Annotated in this window: 17 protein-coding genes; 10 read left to right on the plus strand and 7 right to left on the minus strand. The window is 44.8% G+C overall.

Annotated features, from left to right (window positions below; all coding sequences use genetic code 11):
- The first annotated feature begins 9 nt into the window (after positions 1-9).
- The 3 genes from ahpF (at position 10) to AC27EZ_RS17385 (ending at position 3,386) form a co-directional block, all read left to right on the plus strand.
- A complete protein-coding gene (gene ahpF / locus AC27EZ_RS17375) occupies positions 10-1,611 on the plus strand; it encodes an alkyl hydroperoxide reductase subunit F (RefSeq protein WP_487136533.1) in 1,602 nt (533 codons plus the stop codon).
- A gap of 265 nt (positions 1,612-1,876) precedes the next feature.
- Positions 1,877-2,314, plus strand: a complete 438-nt coding sequence (locus tag AC27EZ_RS17380; protein ID WP_487136534.1) for an acyltransferase — start codon at positions 1,877-1,879, stop codon at positions 2,312-2,314.
- A gap of 124 nt (positions 2,315-2,438) precedes the next feature.
- On the plus strand, positions 2,439-3,386 hold the full coding sequence (locus AC27EZ_RS17385) for an MBL fold metallo-hydrolase (protein WP_487136535.1): 948 nt from the start codon (positions 2,439-2,441) through the stop codon (positions 3,384-3,386).
- Positions 3,387-3,526: 140 nt separating this feature from the next.
- On the opposite strand, the gene AC27EZ_RS17390 is transcribed toward AC27EZ_RS17385, so the two are convergent.
- The 5 genes from AC27EZ_RS17390 to AC27EZ_RS17410 all read right to left on the minus strand — a co-directional run bounded on the left by AC27EZ_RS17390 (position 3,527) and on the right by AC27EZ_RS17410 (position 6,419).
- Positions 3,527-3,844, minus strand: a complete 318-nt coding sequence (locus AC27EZ_RS17390) for a hypothetical protein (protein WP_487136536.1) — start codon at positions 3,842-3,844, stop codon at positions 3,527-3,529.
- A gap of 329 nt (positions 3,845-4,173) precedes the next feature.
- Positions 4,174-4,749 (minus strand): elongation factor P-like protein EfpL, encoded by a 576-nt coding sequence (efpL, locus tag AC27EZ_RS17395; RefSeq protein WP_421131654.1) that lies wholly within the window; start codon positions 4,747-4,749, stop codon positions 4,174-4,176.
- 354 nt (positions 4,750-5,103) lie between these two features.
- Positions 5,104-5,370: a DNA ligase gene (locus AC27EZ_RS17400; RefSeq protein WP_487136537.1), complete on the minus strand. Its 267-nt coding sequence runs from the start codon at positions 5,368-5,370 to the stop codon at positions 5,104-5,106.
- A gap of 228 nt (positions 5,371-5,598) precedes the next feature.
- Complete coding sequence (locus tag AC27EZ_RS17405; RefSeq protein WP_487136538.1) at positions 5,599-5,790, minus strand: hypothetical protein; 192 nt, start codon at positions 5,788-5,790, stop codon at positions 5,599-5,601.
- A 50-nt stretch (positions 5,791-5,840) separates the two neighbouring features.
- The gene (locus tag AC27EZ_RS17410) at positions 5,841-6,419 is read right to left on the minus strand and encodes a demethoxyubiquinone hydroxylase family protein (RefSeq protein WP_487136539.1); all 579 of its coding nucleotides are present in this window, start codon (positions 6,417-6,419) and stop codon (positions 5,841-5,843) included.
- A gap of 254 nt (positions 6,420-6,673) precedes the next feature.
- Here AC27EZ_RS17410 and AC27EZ_RS17415 point away from each other — a divergent pair, with 254 nt between their 5' ends.
- The 3 genes from AC27EZ_RS17415 to AC27EZ_RS17425 all read left to right on the plus strand — a co-directional run bounded on the left by AC27EZ_RS17415 (position 6,674) and on the right by AC27EZ_RS17425 (position 9,974).
- Positions 6,674-7,759: an SMP-30/gluconolactonase/LRE family protein gene (locus tag AC27EZ_RS17415; RefSeq protein ID WP_487136540.1), complete on the plus strand. Its 1,086-nt coding sequence runs from the start codon at positions 6,674-6,676 to the stop codon at positions 7,757-7,759.
- A 149-nt stretch (positions 7,760-7,908) separates the two neighbouring features.
- Positions 7,909-9,585 (plus strand): S41 family peptidase, encoded by a 1,677-nt coding sequence (locus AC27EZ_RS17420; RefSeq protein ID WP_487136541.1) that lies wholly within the window; start codon positions 7,909-7,911, stop codon positions 9,583-9,585.
- A complete protein-coding gene (locus AC27EZ_RS17425; RefSeq protein ID WP_487136542.1) occupies positions 9,585-9,974 on the plus strand; it encodes a hypothetical protein in 390 nt (129 codons plus the stop codon). The genes AC27EZ_RS17420 and AC27EZ_RS17425 overlap by 1 nt, the downstream gene beginning before the upstream one ends.
- Positions 9,975-10,024: 50 nt before the next feature.
- Here the strand turns inward: AC27EZ_RS17425 and AC27EZ_RS17430 are convergent, their stop codons facing one another.
- Positions 10,025-12,223, minus strand: coding sequence for a YgiQ family radical SAM protein (locus tag AC27EZ_RS17430; protein WP_487136543.1), 2,199 nt, complete (start codon positions 12,221-12,223; stop codon positions 10,025-10,027).
- A gap of 224 nt (positions 12,224-12,447) precedes the next feature.
- On the opposite strand from AC27EZ_RS17430, the gene AC27EZ_RS17435 reads away from it, so the two are divergent.
- Positions 12,448-12,915, plus strand: a complete 468-nt coding sequence (locus AC27EZ_RS17435; RefSeq protein WP_487136544.1) for an EVE domain-containing protein — start codon at positions 12,448-12,450, stop codon at positions 12,913-12,915.
- A gap of 8 nt (positions 12,916-12,923) precedes the next feature.
- Here the strand turns inward: AC27EZ_RS17435 and AC27EZ_RS17440 are convergent, their stop codons facing one another.
- Entirely contained in the window at positions 12,924-13,334 is a 411-nt protein-coding gene (locus tag AC27EZ_RS17440) for a hypothetical protein (RefSeq protein WP_487136545.1), read from the minus strand.
- A 155-nt stretch (positions 13,335-13,489) separates the two neighbouring features.
- On the opposite strand from AC27EZ_RS17440, the gene AC27EZ_RS17445 reads away from it, so the two are divergent.
- From AC27EZ_RS17445 to AC27EZ_RS17455, 3 genes are read left to right on the plus strand one after another with little or no spacing between them, the layout of a single operon-like run.
- Positions 13,490-15,835, plus strand: a complete 2,346-nt coding sequence (locus AC27EZ_RS17445) for a TonB-dependent receptor (RefSeq protein ID WP_487136546.1) — start codon at positions 13,490-13,492, stop codon at positions 15,833-15,835.
- 18 nt (positions 15,836-15,853) lie between these two features.
- A complete protein-coding gene (locus AC27EZ_RS17450) occupies positions 15,854-18,007 on the plus strand; it encodes an FAD-dependent oxidoreductase (protein WP_487136547.1) in 2,154 nt (717 codons plus the stop codon).
- Between the two features lie 2 nt (positions 18,008-18,009).
- Entirely contained in the window at positions 18,010-18,840 is an 831-nt protein-coding gene (locus AC27EZ_RS17455; protein WP_487136548.1) for a DUF547 domain-containing protein, read from the plus strand.
- Positions 18,841-18,845: the final 5 nt, after the last annotated feature.

Below are 18,845 nucleotides of genomic sequence, written 5' to 3' on the forward strand. Positions count from 1 at the left end.
CAGAATATCGTGTTAACTAAAGAAATTTTACAAGCGTTGAAAGGCTATGCCGAGTCAATGCAAAAAAACGTAACCTTTGTCGTACAAAATGGTGAACACAGCAAGCGCGAAGAGCTTGTATCGTTTCTGTCCGACATTGCTGGTGTAAGCGACAAGTTATCGGTAGAAGAGCGTGACACTAACGGAACGCTTCGCAGCGCAATCAGCTTTTTGCTAGAGGCAGATGGCGAAGATACAGGTATTCGTTTTTCAGGGATCCCAGGCGGCCACGAATTTAACTCGTTAGTACTTGCCATGCTGCATGCGGCAGGAACAGAGCTTAAATTGGATGATAGCGTTAAATCCATCGTAAAAGCAGTAAATGAGCCGCTAAATTTTGAAGTATTTATCAGCCTTAGCTGCCACAACTGCCCAGAGGTAGTGCAGGCACTGAACCAGTTTGCGTTGCTAAACCCTAATATTACGTCTGAAATGATTGACGGTGGGTTATACCAAAACGTTATCAGCGAGCGAGACATTCAAGGGGTACCAAGCGTTTATTTGAATGGCGAATTGTTTGCTAACGGTAAAGTTGATGCTTCGGTGCTTATTAACAAGCTACTGGAACGTGATGCATCGCTAAAAGACGCCAACAAAGGTGAGTCTTTACCGCTTCAAGATGTAACAGTAATAGGTGGCGGCCCTGCGGGTGTGGCATCAGCCATTTACAGTGCACGAAAAGGGCTGAAAGTCGCTGTGGTTGCCGAAACTTTCGGTGGTCAAGTGAAAGACACTATGGGTATTGAAAACCTTATCTCAGTACCAAAAACAACCGGCCCTGAGCTTGTTGGCAATCTAATGGAACATGTTCGTGATTATGACATCACATTGAAAGAGCACGTCCGTGTGGACAGCATCGAGCAAGGTAACGTAAAAACCATTACGTTGTCTTCTGGTGAGCAAATCAGAACCCGTTCAATAATTGTGGCAACCGGTGCACGTTGGAGAGAACTCGGTGTACCAGGTGAGAAAGAGAACGTAGGTAATGGCGTGGCGTATTGCCCGCACTGCGACGGTCCTTTCTTCAAAGGTAAAGATGTTGCTGTAATTGGCGGCGGAAACTCAGGTATCGAAGCCGCACTAGATTTAGCCGGTATCGTTAAGTCAGTAACCGTGTTTGAATTTATGCCCGATTTGAAGGCTGACCAAGTGCTTATTAATCAAGCTGAAAAACGCGATAATATTACGATTATTAAGAACGCGGCAACCAAGCAGATCACTGCATTAAATGGCAAAGTGAACGCCATTGAGTATCAAGATCGCAGTACCAATGAAGTGCATACCCGCGAGCTTGCTGGTGTGTTCGTACAAATCGGGCTTATCCCTAACAGTCAGTTTATGAAAGGGACAGTAGACATGACGCAATACGGTGAAATTATCATCGATGATAAGTGTCTTACTTCTGAGCCAGGCATTTTTGCGGCAGGCGATGTGACAACGGTACCTTATAAGCAAATTGTTATCTCGATGGGAGAGGGCGCTAAAGCCTCACTTGCAGCGTTTGAATATTTGTTAAGTCATGAAGTCATTGAAACTGAAAAAGAAAGCGAGAAAGAAACAGAAGCTGCGTAATGCTTTGATAATCTCGCTGCATTGACTTACGTTCATGCAACAGCAGAAACCGGTGTGGATGCCCTATCTACGCCGGTTTTTTGCCTCGTAGGCTGTAAGAAAACGACCGTTTGCCTTAAAACTATATAGTGTATTGCCTCTAATCCATTACCTTCGGTGGCTTTATCAATTGGGATAATAATGGCAGTATGATTAGAATTACGCATTAGTTTGATATAAAAAAGCGCAAGAAAGGCTTTTTTGAGAGCATAGATGTAAGGCTGATATGCATAGAACGATTACCTTGTCGGAGTACGTTAAAAAGCGCAATGGCGTAGCGCTTGGCTCGCCTGGCTCAATGAAGAATATGCTACAACGTTCACTAGGCGCTAGTTCGTTCTATTTGTTTTGGCAGTATTGGAATCCAATATGGGGTTACTATCTATCTGGCAAAATAATGAAGCCACTAAGCAATGTGTTGCCAATATGGTTAGCAATTATTATCACTTTTTCTGTTAGTGGTGCCTTGCACGATATAGCGATATCTCTGGTGAAGTTGGAGCCAACGATTTTCTTTACACCGTGGTTTTCATTAATGAGTTTGATCGTTATAGCAACTAAAAAGTTTGGCGTGTCATACGATAGATATCATTGGCTAGTTCGAGCATCTATCAATGTGTCATTCATAACGTTATGTTTACTGTTAACGCGGCAATATTTTTAACAGCGGCTAAAAGTTAGCACGTTTAACCATGGTCTCGAATTATTTCACATTCTAAACGTTACTAATCTGTTGTAGCGCTATGTATATACGAAATAAATAAGCGAATAACATTAATGGAAGATTTATGAAGAGTTTGCAAACACATTTATTCGCAGTGTTTTTTTCAATAGCGCTGTTGGTAGGTTGCAAAGCCGTGTCTGACGAAGTAAGTGAGGCGGAGCCTGAAAGTCTAGCAAAGGCAAGACTTAGCGAGTTACCAGACGCCCTCACGTCGAGCGAGCTGTTTGACACCACTATTCTTAAACCCACCCAACTATTTGATAATTTTTATTTTGTCGGATTTGTCAGCGTTGGTAGTTTTGTTATACAAACCTCCGATGGAATTTTGCTCATCGACTCGATGTGGACGCCAAAGGATGCCCAAACGGTAATAGTGCCAGGAATGATAGAACTTGGGTTAGACCCTAAAGACATCAAGTTCGTTTTGATAACACATGGGCATAGCGATCACTATGGTGGCGCTCACTATTTTGAAAAGGAATATGGGGCCAAAATACTAATGCGGGAGCAGGAATGGCGTTTTATTCACAACCCAGAGGCACCTGTATTAACAGATCCATTTGGCAACTACTCTACAGAAATACCCACTCCAACGACCTACACACCTGTGGCCGATAAAGACATTTTAAATTTCGGGGATACCCAAGTAACCATTCTTGCCACACCGGGGCACACACCCGGCGCAACATCGCTCATTATTTCGGCTAAAGATGGTGGGAAAAAACATACTGTAGCGTTATGGGGTGGAACAGGATTACCAGATACATTGGAGGCAAATAAACGTTACCTTCAATCCCTAAACTACTTTCAAACAGTTGTTAACGAAAAGGGAGCCGACGTCACTATTTCAAATCATCCGTTTTCAAATAATTTGATAGAGAAAATGAAATTATTGAACCAACAGGAAACGTCTATACCAAACCCGGTGGTGGTGGGCAGTGAAGCTATCAACGACTACATAGACAACGAATTAAGAAATAATGTGAAGGAAAAAATTTCATCATTCGATTAGCTATTGCGTTGCCTTAATTGACCTGTAAGCGTATCAGTTAAGATGATCGATTAAGGTGACTGTCCGAAAACTAGCGCCAAAATGCGCCAAGAAGGTGCGTGTAAAAGAGGCGTTTCAAACAACCTAAAACGCCTGCTCAGTTACTTAGATACCAAGAGACCTATGGCATTCCAGCGCTTGCGTTGTTCACTAATTGGAATACACAAACAGGCCTCATTTTTTTCGCTTGGTAAAATCTGACACACAACATTTGCGCTTTCAAACTCTTGCGAAAGTTTTGCTGCAAATACTTTAGTCACGCCCTCTACAAGTATAAATTCGTTTTGCTTACCTAAAGCTGCTGCCAACTCCTCCACCGCTTTTAATGAAAGCGGCCATAGAGTGCGAAGCACCCTTAGCGATGCAACTGAGGTAATATCGCCACCTTGAATTTGTACTTTGTACGTTGGACTGTTCATCTATTGTTTTCGCTTCTTTCATTTCCAATTCCTTGTTGCGATTAGCTTTCATTCGAAGCAACTACAAAATAAGAAATAAACGTTAAGATAGAAACTGTTCAATGGATGAGTTTTGAAGAACGCGCGGGCTAAAGCATCGTCCAGAATGTTTTAGGTCGTTCTTTCCTACTCTTGTCTACCAACAACATAAACGCTTTGCAGATAAGTTTTCACGACGTATTACTCGCATTTCGAACGCGAAATAATACGTCGTTGTTACTACCCCACGGATGACAGGGTTTAGGTGTTCGTATTCTTTTTACGTTACCTATTTATTACTTTAATAAAACTTAGTGCTTATCCGCACGGCTCTGAAACTTTCGTTCTTCGGTGTTAACTTTAATCCACTCACCGGTGCTGATGTACTCGGGCACCTGAACAACCAGGCCAGTTGACAGTGTGGCAGGCTTAGTACGGGAGGTTGCTGATGCACCTTTGATTGACGGGTCGGTTTCAACCACTTCTAACTCTACACTCACTGGTAAATCCAGAGCGACAGGCACTTCGCTTACCACCAAAACCTGAATACCATCAGTGTCTTCGTTAATAAATAGCGCTTCATCAGCAATGTTGTCTTTATTAAGATGGTAAGGCGTGTAGTCTTCTTTATCCATAAATACGTATTCATCACCGTCGATGTAAGAAAACATAGCTGGGCGACGAACCAGATCTGACATTTCCAGCATGTCAGAATCTTTAAAGGTTTCGTCGTATTTAGCGCCAGTTACCACATCGTACATGCGCATACGGTAAATGCTGCCACCCGCTCGGCCTTGGGGCACCGAACGGTCGATATCACGGATAATGCAAGTCTTTCCGTCGAAAATAATAGTATTATTCTTTTTAATTTCACTTGCCTTGGGCATGGCGATTTCCTGTAATGATGATTCAGACGATTAGCCTGATGAGAATATTCGACGATTATTCTCTTCGATTTTTATTCGATTAGAAAGCGATTTAACGTATAAATAAACCGAGAAAAAATCGGGGCCTAGCGAATCAAACCTAACCGGCTTCTTTATGGTCTATTTCTTGTGGATCTGAATCTTACCACGTTTAGCGTTAACAACAGAAAGCTAGTAGATTTGGTAACGAAGAGTAACGCAGGAACGCCAACGTCAACGCCATTAATTTATCCGGTAAACTATCGTTGCTAATCTAATTAGACCGCAAATCTACCCTGATTGAGTGTTGTACGGCGAATGTAAATGTTGGTCAGTTCAGTTTCTGTTAGAAAATGCGCGTTGTAATATCGCCACCATGAAGTCACCAAACAACGCTTCGGGTACTGAACGATTTGCCCGCCTTATTTGATAAGATTCGTCGAGACAGTGCTGTAAGTGTGTATTAGCCACTTCTGCACTATTGGTTTCTATTTGATCAATCTGCTCAATACATTTTTCAGTATGTACCATGCTCGTAGTACTACAGCCTACTAAAGCAAAGATTGTTGAGAGCAGAACAAAAAGTACCTTCACGTTTTTCATGGTTCACCTTTCCTTAGCACACAATGAAGATTAATAAGTATAAGATAGAACAACGCCATAGCAAAGTTTGGCCGAACCATTGTTAATGCGTTTTCTCGTTGTCTGGATTTAGCCTTCGCTATCATTCGGACTATTACTTTCGAACTGTTTTTTTACCGCTTACGACGTTCTTATGAAATTGAGGATGATATAACGAGATAGTGTGCAACCAGCAATTCGCTATTGCTACTAATTGCGTTTGTTTTGCTTCCACGTGCCGCCGTATTCGTAACCTATTTCGGTTTTTGTCTTCATTTGACACGCTTTACAAATAAGATGCCACGACGCATTGCCTGCGGTTCGAACTCGAAATAATACGTCGCTTTCAATACCGCACTGATTACAAGGTTTAGGCGCGCGCACTCTTTTTACTTTTCCCATAAGACGCTCTTATTCATTCCTTCCACGTGCAGCGTGTTCGATAGGGCTATTTATATCCTTTTCGCAACGCTCACTGCGACTTTAGAACCGTTATCAACCATCGCTCCCCACATTTTCATTACCTTATTTGGCGGTCGTGTCATGGCGTTCAATGCTTCATCTCGGTGGTGTTGCTCTTCTTGCTGGCATTGCCTAAACGTGGTTACTACAACACGATACTGCGCGCCAAGCGTGGTGATGTGGGTGCATTGAGACTCATAATGCTCATCCACAAAACGTTCTACGCAATAAATAGTGTAATAGAACCAGTTTGCACTTAATAGGGTAGGTAAAAAGCCCGTTACAAACCCCGCTACTATCCAAAACAAAAGAAGAAAACTGCCTCTGAAATGCGGCAACTCGTTTTCAAGCAATGCCACATGAGACTGTTCTGTTTTAAGGTGCTGGGTTGCGAATGACTGTAACCTGCTATAAGTGCTGTTACTGCGAAATGGCTTCATTAGAATGTTTGCAGCTAATGCGCCTCTGTAAATAAAGACAGCGCCGGTTTCACCCGCGTGACTGGCGCGTAGTTCTTGGTCTAGTTGCTGTGTTGCGCTATCACGTTTTACGTGTGCTCCTGCCTTCATACCCTCTCCACTGCTCCTGTTTATACCGTAATGGGCAAACATAGTTACGCTACAGGTGCTGATAAACGATGACTTATTACTGATTTTTAATGTATTAAGCCTACGCTGTTTACGAGAAGAGGAACGGCGCTATTTGCGCTGAAGCATGCCCTTACTATTAATGTGGGTGTCAGTTAAGCATTAGCATTAGAAAGTACACATGGTGCGTGTATCGTGTTATTTGTTGATGATGTGTTTGGAATGATGAATCTACTATGCGTGCAATACTTATTATTATGTTAGCAGGGCTAGCGTATCTTTTAATTTGGCCTGTGCCCATCTCGCCCGTGGCGTGGCATGCGCCAAAGTCTTTAGGGTACGAAGGCGTGTTTGCGCCTAACAATAAGTTAGCCGATATTAGCTTTATTCCGATGCTGGCCGGCACGACAACCTATGGGCCAGAAGATTTTGCAAAGCGCGCTGACAATAGCATAGCGGTGTCTAGCCACACTGGAGACATATTAACTAAATTGCCATCGCAAGATGCGTTTACGGCGTGGGTAAATACTGGTGGACGGCCATTGGGTATTGAATACGATCACGCTGGTAACCTTATTGTCGCAGATGCGATAAGAGGCTTGCTGCAAATAGCGCCTGACGGTGACGTAACCGTGTTGGTCGATGAGGTCGACGGAAAGCCCTTGACGTATGCTGATGACCTAGATATCGCAAGCGATGGCATGATTTACTTCACCGATGCGACTACTGCATTTTCCTCTTCTGAATATAAAGGCACGCTGTCGGCTAGTTTACTCGAGATTCTTGAACACAAAGGAAATGGACGGCTTATTCAGTATAACCCTGCGACCCATAAAGCAGCGGTGCTTATGGATGGGTTGGTGTTCGCTAATGGCGTGGCACTTAGCTCAGATAACCGCTATGTGTTGGTTAATGAAACCGGTAGCTATCGTGTACTGCGGTATTGGCTTAAAGGCGAGCGGGAGGGTACGCACGAAGTGTTTATAGACAACCTTCCTGGGTTTCCTGACAATATAAGCCGAACGCGCAGTGGCAACTTCTTCGTTGGGCTTGCATCACCACGTTCTGCGGTGGTCGATCGTTTATCACCTTTCCCATGGCTACGGAGTATGGTTCAGCGGTTACCTGCTTTTATGCGACCGGCTGCGAAAGCATACAGTCACATAATACGGCTTAGCGAGGGCGGTGATGTGCTAGAAAGTCTGCAAGACCCAGCGGGCCGATACCCTTTCACAACCGGTGCGATAATGACAGACGACGGTATGTATATCAGTAGCCTTACCGCCAAAGGAGTTGGCTTTTTACCGCATAATCCACATTAAATCTGCGTTATTTTTTACCCATTATGCTTTGCTTATAGTAAAACAGTAACAAAGATGTTCTAGTTTAGGGACTGTGAATATGGCAAGCTTTTGTATCTGGTTATGTAAGTGCAGCGTTAGAATAATAGTGTATTAAAAGGATGTTAATAATGAAAATGACCAAGTTAGGAATTGCTATTGCAGGAATAGTCTCGGCAACGCTCATTACTGCATGCGGCGGGGGAGGTGCGTCAAATGACACCACGCCAACAACCCCTTTAACGCCCACACCGCCAGCTACCCCAACTACGCCTACTAGCCCTGAGTGGGAACAAGGCGTGTTTGAACCCGCATCAAATTTCATTGCGAAATGTGAGGTGCCCAGAACCGGTATCGATCCGTTCTCAGGTAGTGCGTATCCGGATTCCAGCGGTAGCGCGTTAGACGAGAAGTTGTGGTTGCGGTCTTGGACAAACAATACGTACCTTTGGTATGACGAAGTGGATGACAATGATCCTGAAAACTTCACGGTAGTTGATTACTTCGCACAGCTAAAAACCACTGCGTTAACCGCCAGCAATACGCCTAAAGATAATTTTCATTTTTTACAACCCACCGACGAGTACAACACACTCACCCAAACGGGTGTGTCGTCAGGCTATGGCGTGTCATGGGAATTTGAAAATGCCTCGCCACCACGCTCGCTAATTGTGCGTTACACAGAGCCAGGATCGCCTGCTGCCACGATGGGCATACCGCGAGGAGCGCGCCTTACGGGGGTTAACGATATCGATTTTGTGAATGACAATACACAAGTAGGCGTAGATGCAATTAATGCGGCTTTATTTCCGGACGAAAACGGCGTTGAAACCCGCTTTACGTTTGAATTGTTAGATAACACCGAGCTTTCGTTATCAATGACCTCATCGAGTATCGAAGTCTCTCCAGTGCAAAACGTGCGTGTGCTGGAAACAGAGAGCGGCAAAACAGGTTATTTTCAATTTAATACGTTCATTCGAACGGCGCAAGATGACTTAATTGACACGTTTAACCGGTTTACGAACGAAAACGTCACTGAGTTAGTCATTGATTTACGGTATAACGGCGGCGGTTTGCTTGCGTTAGCGTCCCAGCTTTCTTATATGGTAGCCGGCCCAAATCAAACCAATGGTGCCACGTTTGAAACGCTGCAATTTAATGACAAACACCCTACGACTGACCCAATAACAGGGCGAACGATCACGCCTACGCCTTTTTACGCCAACGAAATTGATTATGGTGCAGGACGTTTGTTGTCGGCTTCACTACCTAGCCTCTCATTGACTCGCGTATATGTGCTAACGACTGACAATACCTGTTCAGCAAGTGAAGCGGTAATGAATGCGCTTCGTGGAATAGACGTTGAAGTCGTTCAAATTGGCGCTTCAACCTGTGGCAAACCTTACGGTTTTTATCCAACTGACAATTGCGGCACTACGTATTTTACTATTCAATTCCAAGGCGTAAACCAAAAGGGGTTTGGTGATTATGCAGACGGGTTTATGCCAACGGCGTCACCAAATTTTGACTTTGAACTACCTGGGTGTAGTGTAAATGACGATTTTACTGAAGCATTAGGCTCACCTGAAGAGTCAATGCTGGCCGCAGCGCTTCAATACTCCTCCTCGGGTACTTGTCCGGCGATAGCGTCCACATCACCTCAAGGGCTAGAAGATACGCCAACTAAGGTGTATGACGGGCCGTTACTATCAATTGATACGCCCGATACTATTACGCGTACGTTAATTCTTAATAATAAAATTAATACCATGGTTATTAAGAAAATGGTTATTAAGGAAAATGAATAATGCGCGCTTTACGTAAATTAGTCGTGGTGCTTAGCGTATCGGTATGTCTAAACACGGGGTGTACGTTATTTGAAGAAGCACATGCGCAGCACGCCGTGTTAGTGTCAGACAACGATGTGCAGCAGGCGCAGCTTGCGACAGTCATTGGGCAGTGGTTTGGTGGGATGGATATTACGTTAGCATCAGATGCCTTTGTTAATGACTCGACGGTTGTTATTGAGCGTAAGGCCTTTTCTGATGGACGAGGTCTTCCTATTGATGGGCGGCATAACAATCCGTCACATTCTTTTACGTTATTAAGGTTAAAGGCCATGTGTCAGCTGCGTTATAACGAGAAAGGCGAAACGGTTGACCTACCCACTATCGACTGCGTTACACGCGCTCACTAAGCGCCAATGGAAAAGTGAAATAGAAAAGCGCCGTTAGAGGCGCTTTTTATTTATTTTTTATGTGCGGATTTTCGGTTGGCGTTTTTCGGCGCCTCTTTATTACCGCCTTTTCCTTTTCGTTGAAAGGTAGGGGGCAAACCCGTATGTTTGGTCAGTGCGCGCTCACCACGGCGGCCTTTTGTCGCCTTTTGGCGTTTTTCATTTGCCGTTTCCGGTGGTACTAAATGCTGAGGGCCTCGACCAATAAGGTCTTCTCGTCCCATCTTCACTAACGCATCGCGTATTTGCGCAAAGTTTTTCGGGTCGTGATAACGCAACATCGCCTTATGTAAACGTCTATGTATTTCACCTTTCGCAGAAGGTACTTCTTCACTGTCCTTGGTTACTTTGCGAAGCGAGTTTACTTCGGTATGGTACATGGTAGTCGCCGTTGCCATGGGCGAAGGATAAAAGTTCTGTACTTGGTCAAGTTTAAACTTGTTCTCTTTTAGCCAGATGGCTAAGCTCAGCATATCTTCATCTGTCGTACCCGGATGACTGGCGATGAAGTAGGGGATAAGATATTGCTTCTTACCCGCTTCTTGAGAGTACTTATCAAACAGTTCTTTGAATTGATAATAACTGCCCATTCCCGGCTTCATCATTTTAGTAAGCGGGCCGTCTTCGGTATGTTCTGGGGCTATTTTTAAGTAGCCGCCTACATGGTGAAGCGCTAATTCTTTTACATATTCAGGATCTTCAACTGCAAGGTCGTAGCGTACGCCCGACGCAATCAAGACTTTCTTTATACCCGGTAAGTTTCGTGCACGACGATACAAATCGATAGTCGGTTTGTGATCGGTGTCCATGTGAGCACAAATGCTGGGGTATACACATGATGGGCGACGACATGTTGCCTCTGCTTTCGGGCTTTTACAGCGCAAGCGGTACATGTTTGCAGTAGGGCCGCCTAAGTCAGAGATAACCCCAGTAAACCCTGGCACGGTATCGCGAATTTGTTCTATTTCACGAATAATAGAGTCTTCAGAACGGCTTTGAATAATTCTCCCTTCGTGCTCAGTAATAGAGCAGAACGTACACCCGCCATAGCACCCACGCATGATGTTTATACTAAAACGAATCATGTCATACGCTGGAATTTTAGCGTCGCCGTAGACGGGGTGAGGCACACGCTGGTACGGCAAGTCGAATACTGCGTCCATTTCTTCCGTTTCTAACGGCATGGCTGGTGGGTTAATCCAAATGTGTCTGTCGCCGTGACGTTGCATTAACGCTCTGGCACAACCTGGGTTCGTCTCTTGATGCAAAATACGAGAGGTATGGGCATACAAGGTTTTGTTGTCTTTTACTGTTTCATAAGCGGGGAGTTTTACGTAAACATTTTCCCATGGTTTACGTTTCTCAGGCGGCTGAATAACAATAGGTGCCGCTTCAGGCGCTTCTGAGCTTTTTGGATCTTTATCTTGAGAATCGCACTCAGGTTCCATCTGGTAGGGGCTAGGAATAGGGTCTATTTTTCCTGGTCTATCCAGCGACGTTGAGTCCACTCCTTGCCATTCTGGCAGCGCTTCTTTTACGATTATGGCCGTACCGCGAACATCGCGAATGTCGGCAATGTTGTCGCCCGCGGCTAAACGGTGTGTAACTTCAATTAGTGGTCGCTCTGCGTTACCAAAAAATAGCATGTCTGCTTTTGAATCGAACAGTACTGAGCGGCGTACTTTTTCGCTCCAGTAATCATAGTGCGCAATGCGACGAAGGCTTGCTTCAATACCACCTGCAATAACCGGCACCCCTTTAAACGCTTCTCGGCAACGCTGAGAATAAACGTTTACCGCTCGATCCGGACGTTTTCCGCCTACATTTCCTGCGGTGTAAGCGTCGTCGTGGCGAAGCTTTTTATCAGACGTATAACGGTTAATCATGGAGTCCATGTTGCCAGCCGTTACACCAAAATAGAGGTTAGGCTTGCCTAACTTCATAAAGTCGTCTTTGCTCTTCCAATCTGGTTGAGAAATAATACCGACTCTAAAGCCGTGCGCCTCTAATACGCGCCCAATAACCGCCATACCAAAGCTGGGATGGTCGACATATGCATCACCCGTTACCAGTATAACGTCACAGCTGTCCCAGCCGAGCGCATCCATTTCTTCTTTTGACATGGGTAAGAAGGGCGCAGTGCCGTAGCAGTGCGGCCAATATTTTGGATAAGAAAATAGACCGCGTTCGGCCTTTATGGTGGCTTGCATAACATTCACACATTGAAAAAAAGAGTTGGGTCTGTGGGATAGCCCATGTAAAAAACGCGTTTTGTTAGTGCGCAATGCTTACATGAAGAACCAAGACAAGATTCAATATTATAACAGTTCAATCAATATGACGGTATAGTGGTATCAATAATTTAATCTGCTTGTATACTTGGGCAATTAACGTTTAACAACGTACTGATACGCATAGCAATTTAGAGATAAACATGAACTATTGGTTGTTTAAAACAGAGCCTGACACGTTTGGCATTGACGATTTAGCATCAAGACCTAATCAAACCGAACCCTGGGATGGGGTAAGAAACTACCAAGCGCGTAATTTTTTGCGTGATGATGTGAAAGAGGGAGACTACGTGTTTATCTATCATTCTAGTTGCAAAACGGTAGGTATTGCTGGGGTGGCTAAAGTAGTGAAAGAAGGTTACCCAGATAGTGAACAGTTTAACCCTGAGTCGAACTATTTTGATCCTAAGTCGAGCCAAGAACAGCCTCGCTGGTTCCGTGTCGATGTGAAGTTTCAGGAAAAGTTTTCATCGGTACTGCCGCTTAAGGTAATTAAAGCGATGCCTGAGATAACTGAGTTAGGACTGGTTAAGCGGGGTCATAGGCTGTCAATTATGCCGGTAAGTGAACAAGAGTGGCAGCAGCTTTACGCTGCCGCGACTCAACACTAGTTTTGGCGTTATTTGCCTAAGGTAAAGCGGGTATCGGCTTCGCGTAACAAAAATAGCGCAAAACACGCCCCCCACATTGGCCATGCGGCAAAAAAGAGTAGGTTGTTAAATGCGTCTAGGTATTGTGGAAAAGACGATAACGTCGATGCACCGTGTAGTATAAATATAGCGCCGTAAGTGTAACGTTTTGCAAGGCCGGCTAAAAACGACAAAACCAATGCAAGTTGAAGGGCGCCAAGAAGGTAAACCGCCATTTCAGGTACGCCTGAAATACCATAGAAAACTTCAAAAATTTTCATGCCGTGGGCTGGATTAACAAATTTATCCAGTGTCCATACAAACATAACAATGAAAATTGTTATGCGAAGAGAAAGTAGTGCCCAGCTAAGGCGTGTTGTTAAGGCGGTCGAATGTTGCATGTATGCTCCGTTTGTCTTTAGTTGAACCTATATGAACGGTCGTTCATGAATTAAATTTCATAAGAAAATATTTTTATGAAAAAAAAGATGTTCTGAAATTTTTTTTATAACGTATCGGTCTATTCAAACAAGAAATAATAATGATGGAAGTGGTAATGAAAAAAGTAGTTGTTCTCGCTGTGAGTTCACTCGCGCTAGCGGTAAGCCAAGGTATTTATGCACAAGACAGTGCAGAGCGCGATATTGAAGTTGTTGAAGTTACTGGCAACAAAACGTCACTAAGTGATTTAAACCCCGGCGATAATGTTTTAAAAGGTATTTTCGGTGCAGGGCTATCTGCTGCTGACACGCCTCGCTCGGTGACATCACTATCCTCTGAAGCAATGGAAGCGTTTAATATTGTCGATTTGCATGACATTGTAAAAGCGGCACCTAATGCTTATGCATCGAGCGGCTTCGGTACACCCAGCTTACCCAGCATTCGTGGGCAGTTAGGCGAATTATTCCAAGACGGCGTTCGCAGACAAGCAGGGAACAATGGTTTCGGTCTTCCATTATCGTTTAATAGCGTAGAACAGATAGATATCGTAAAAGGGCCGTCGCCGGTGCTTTTCGGAAGTACGCAACGCAATGGCGGTTTTGTAAACTTGCAAACGAAAGTGGCGCCAATCACCGATTCATCAGGCAAAGTAACGTTGCGGGCCGGTCGGTGGGATCAGTACTCTGCCCAAGTTGATTACGGCACAGCAATCGACGAAGGCAAAAGCGGTATACGCTTTAGCGCTGAATACCTCGACCATGGCAGTTTTTATGACTTCGCAGAACGGGAAAGCACCAATGTATTTATTGCTTACCGTTATGCACCAAGTAATGCATTGACGTGGGACATAAGCGCTGAGTATTACGATACAGATTACCCCGACAATGCGGGTATTAACCGCCCGACACAAAACCTGATTGATAACGGTCTTTATATTACTGGGCAAGGCGTGCAGCCTAATGGCAGTCTGGTGCCAGGAGCGGGTGCGGTTATTTCACCAACGGGTGAAGTGCGTATTCCCCGTAATCGTGTATTCACGAATCCAAACGATATCAATGGTGCAGAAACAACAGTATTACGAAGCAGTGTGGATTATCAATATGCCGATAATGTAACCCTAAGAAATATTACTTATTATCAGTACCTTGAACGCGAAGAAATTGCACAAAACAGCTTTGTTGAAATCATCGATGGTGCAGATACATTTGAAAATCGTACCGAGGTCGATTACAAGTGGTCAGACGAACAAACCACATCATTTGGCCTGGCATTTCGCTACAACGACGTGTTGGGTTATAGCCAGTTCACTACTGAAGCCGATAACCCTATTGATTTAACTGGGCCGTTGTCTAACAGAGAGATTCCACTTACCGATGCGCAAAAAGCGCGGTTGATTGAATTACGACCAGGCGTATTTGTATCGCCGGGTGCACAATACGACCTCGATGGAGATGGCGCAGGTGACTTTAATTTGTCAGATACGACAGACTCAACATCATGGCAGACAGGATTCGCTGTACAGCAGCGCTCTAACTGGACAGACAAACTGTCGACCATAGCGGGAGCGCGTGTTGACTATTACGATGTGGAAGCGCGCGATCCGTTAGCCCCTGAGGGCGTCGATGCTGCGTCTGATAGCTACAGTGATACGCTTACTAGTATTCAGTTAAGTGCGGTATATAAGCTCACTAACGCCGTCAATATTTATGCGGCGTTCTCAGAAAATGACGCTACGTCAAACAGTATGGCAGGCGGTACTGTATTAGGCGGTAACAACGAAATAAATCCACTTAACTTCGCGACCGAAAATACGCTATATGAAGTTGGGGTGAAATATGCGCCAAACAGCACATGGTATGCTGAAGCGTCTGTGTTTGATCAGACCCGTAGTTTACGTAATCGCGATGGCAGCAACAGCGGCGTGAAAACGCAAGGTGCTGAACTGCAATTGTTTTATCAAGGTGATGATGTGTGGGTGAATGCTGCATACAGTTACCTTGATGCACGATTCGATAACTCCGCTGCGTTTCAAGGGACAGCACAGGTGTCTGACGCGTTTGATAATAGCCGTCCTGATATTATTGTCGGATCAGGAGTAGGCTCACCTTCGTTCGCTGCGTTTGCGCCTTCGAATAGTCGTGTTCAAGGCATACCGCCACAAATGGTATCGTTAAATGCGGGTTGGCAGCTAACAGACGATCTTCAAGTTGGAGCCAGTGCGCTTTACACGAAGTCATTTCCACTGGACTTTCTACAGACGGTTAATATTCGCGATCAACACTCAATTGACGTGAATGCCGACTATGCTGTTAATGATCAATTGCGCTTGCGCCTTGATATTATTAACGTAACGGATGAAGAGAACTGGCAACCGTTGTTTGAGGGTGGATATTTTGGTGCGACGTTGGTTATGCCAAACGTACCACGTCATGCTCAAGTCACCATGCAATACGCATTTTAAGCGCTTAGGATAAATATTATGATAAGAAAACTCGCGCTATTAGCGGTTATTGCTTCAGCGATATTTGGCTTTTTTTACTTCGACCTAAATACGTATTTAACGTTAGAGGGAATGAAAAGTTCCCTTGATACTTTCCAATCGCAAATAGCGGCAAACCCGGTACTGAGTATCGGTACTTTTTTCGCTATTTACGTTGCGGTTACTGCACTGTCGCTGCCTGGTGCAGCAATTCTAACATTGGCGGCGGGCGCACTATTTGGCCTGCTGCAAGGTTTAGTGATTGTGTCGTTCGCATCTAGTGTCGGTGCAACGTTGGCGTTTTTAGTCTCGCGCTTTATTTTACGAGATACGGTACGCAATAAATTTAAAGAAAAACTAAAGAAAATTGATGAAGGTGTTGAAAAACAGGGCGCTTTTTACCTGTTTACGCTACGGTTAGTACCGGTATTCCCCTTCTTCTTAATTAACCTTTTAATGGGCCTAACCAGCCTAAAAACCTGGACCTTCTATTGGGTTAGCCAAGTAGGTATGTTGGCAGGCACCGTGGTTTATGTGAATGCGGGTACGCAGCTAGCGCAAATCGAAAGTTTGTCAGGCATTGTTTCACCAGGTCTTATTCTTTCATTTGTTTTACTTGGTATTTTCCCTTGGATAGCGAAAGCGATTGTTGGGTTTGTTAATCGTCGTCGGGTTTACAAGGGGTATACAAAACCAAGCAAATTCGACCGTAACCTTGTGGTTATTGGTGCTGGCGCCGGTGGGCTTGTCACTAGTTATATCGCTGCTGCCGTAAAGGCAAAAGTTACACTCGTTGAAGCTGGCGAGATGGGAGGCGATTGTCTTAATTATGGCTGTGTGCCAAGCAAAGCGATTATTAAAACCGCAAAAGTCGCAAAGCAAATGCGCCATGCTGACGATTATGGTTTAGATGCCGTTGAACCCACGCTTTCATTTAAGAAAGTCATGGCGCGTGTTCATGAGGTTATTGCCGCCATTGCGCCAAATGATAGCGTTGAACGCTACACCAACTTGGGTGTGGACGTTGTAAAAGGCTATGCAAAAATTATCGACCCTTGGACCGTTGAAATAAAAACAAACGATGGGGCTGTTCAAACCTTAACGACGAAAAATATCGTGGTTGCCACTGGCGCCAGCCCTTTTGTGCCTGAATTACCGGGTATTGAGGGCAGTGGCTATGTTACCTCCGATACCCTGTGGACGAAGTTCGCAGAATTAGACGACGCGCCTAAAAAGCTCATAGTGCTTGGCGGTGGTCCAATTGGATGTGAGTTAGCGCAAGCCTTTGCCCGTTTAGGCAGTGAGGTTATGCAGGTAGAGCGAACTGCACGTTTAATGGGGCGCGAAGATGCCGACGTTGCAGAATTTGCTGAGTCGGTGCTGCGAGAAAGTGGTGTGAACGTACTTACACAACACGATGCGCTAAGGTTCGAACAACGAGATGAAAAGAAATTCCTTGTCGTAAGTAAGGAAGGCATAGAAGTTTCGCTTGAATACGACGAAGTCATTATTGCAGTAGGAAGAAAAGCGCGCTTAAACGGCTTTGGATTAGAAGAATTAGGTATTCGTTTTGACCGTACTATCGAAACCGACGAGTACTTACAAACGTTGATGCCCAATATATTTGCGGCAGGCGATGTGGTTGGGCCTTATCAGTTTACGCATGTTGCGGCACATCAAGCTTGGTACGCTGCCGTTAATGCACTCTTTGGTACGTTTAAAAAGTTCAAGGTAGACTACAGTGTGATCCCCTGGACGACCTTTATCGACCCCGAAGTTGCGCGCGTCGGTCTCAATGAGGCGGATGCTGCTGAGCAGGGCATTGAAGTGGAAGTAACCCGTTACGAGTTTGCTGAACTTGACCGCGCGGTGGCCGAAAGCGCACGCAAAGGGTTCATCAAAGTATTAACGCCTCCAGGCAAAGACAAGATATTAGGTGTAACAATAGTATCGGAACACGCTGGCGACTTGCTTGCAGAGTTTGTTATTGCCATGAAGCATGACTTAGGACTCAATAAAATATTGGGCACCATTCATACTTACCCGACGTGGGCTGAGGGAGCAAAATATGCAGCCGGCAATTGGAAACGTGCTAACGCCCCTGAGAAGCTTCTTAGCTATGTTGAGAAGTTCCACACCTTCAGGAGAGGCTAGTTATGTCGCTAGGTAAAAAATGCATAGTGCGCTGGTGGGGGAAGGGGCTGCTCGCTTCTTCTCTGTTGCTGGTATTAGGTATGTCGCATGCGAGCGATAAAATGCATGCGCCTTTCACTGCGTTACTTAACGAATACGTGGTAACCATTAACAATGGTGCTAGCACACAAATAGACTATGCAGGGTTTAACGCGTCTAAGTCTTCACTTAATACGTACCTTGCTACACTCGCATCGGTAAGTCAGGCAACCTTCGATAGCTGGGATAGCCATACCCAATTGGCATTTCTTATTAATGCTTACAACGCCTATACCATCAATTTTATTTTAACCCGTTATCCTGATTTGGACTCTATTCGTGACTTGGGAGGTTTTTTCTCGTCACCGTGGAAGCAAGAAGTTGCGCCACTACTTGGCGACACGCGAACCCTTGATGAAATCGAACACACTATGATTAGAGGGGGAAATAAGTACAACGAACCCCGTATTCATTTTGCCGTAAACTGTGCCAGTGTAGGGTGTCCTGCTCTGCGCGAAGAGGCTTATCTTGGCAGTATGCTTGAATCGCAGCTACACGAGCAAACTGTTCGATTTTTGTCTGATGCATCGCGCAATTATATGAAAGGTGACACGCTTTATATCTCAAAAATCTTTGATTGGTATGGCGACGATTTTTCGACCGGCTGGAAGGGGGCGAACTCGCTTAACGACTTTCTCTTGTTGTATAAAAATGCGCTTAATCTTACTGAAAGTGAGCAAAAGCAATTCGCTGATGATGAGGCTGATGTTGAATTTTTAGACTACAACTGGTCGCTTAACAGCACATCTAAGTAGCGCCT

The sequence above is a fragment of the Alteromonas sp. 4NH20-0056 genome, from assembly GCF_057539655.1.